Genomic DNA, 890 nt, shown 5'->3' with positions numbered 1-890 from the left:
AGTTAACGTAAAGACAGGATTGGTTCCTGCGGTTGCCGTATAAGTGAAACTACCATCTGGATTTGCCGTTTCACTCAATGTCACCGCAACACCTTGCGAAGTAAGCCCATCAACAGGCGTCGCACTGGCATCCAATTGGTAACTCACTACGCCGTCAGAACCTTGATTGGTGGTGAAGTGTCCGTCAATCGATACTGAACCGTCTTGAGCCGAGCCAATCTGCGCGAGGTCATCTTCATCAACGGTGATCGCTTGAACATTGTTAATTGTTGGCTGGTCATCAACAATGGTTACAGGGATGGTTGCCGATGACGTATCGCCATCAAAGTCGGTCGCGATGATTGGAAAGTTTAGCGTCAGTTCATCACTACCAGTCGCGTGATCGATTGGGCCTTCCAACGTAAAGTTGTATGAACCATCGGTATTCACCACCAGCGTAAATACTGAGTTGCCGTTTGCTGTCGCGGTGTAAGTGAAGCTGCCGTCGGCATTTGCGGTTTCTACCAGTTCAACGGCTTCACCATGTGAAGTCAAGCCATCAATTGGATTGGTCGATGCGTCGAGTTGATAACTCACCACTCGGTCGGAACCTTCTGTCGTGGTGAACTTGCCGTCAACCGAAACAGAATCATTTTGATCCGAGCCGATGCTCGCAAAGTCGTCTTCATCCACCGTTAAAGCTTCTACACCATCAATAGAAGGCGCATCATCTTTAACTTCTATAACGATTTCTGCGGCTTTTGCATCATTCGAACCGAGCGTCAAAGAAGAGCGGTCTCCGTCGGCATAAACGGCATAAACTGGACTGGTGAACGTTAAAGATTCGTCGTTTGAGACAGTATGATCAAGCTGTTCATAGAGGTTGACCTGATATTAGAATTGAGAAGGTG

The 890-nt window shown here is 47.9% G+C and carries 1 pseudogene; it reads right to left on the bottom strand.

Annotated elements, in window-relative coordinates:
- A pseudogene (locus R7Q11_RS25265) lies at window positions 1-873 on the bottom strand (VCBS domain-containing protein); the annotation flags it as partial.
- Window positions 874-890 lie beyond the last annotated feature (17 nt).

Source organism: Vibrio sp. 970, assembly GCF_033339075.1.
This window is presented reverse-complemented; position numbering and strand designations above follow the sequence as displayed.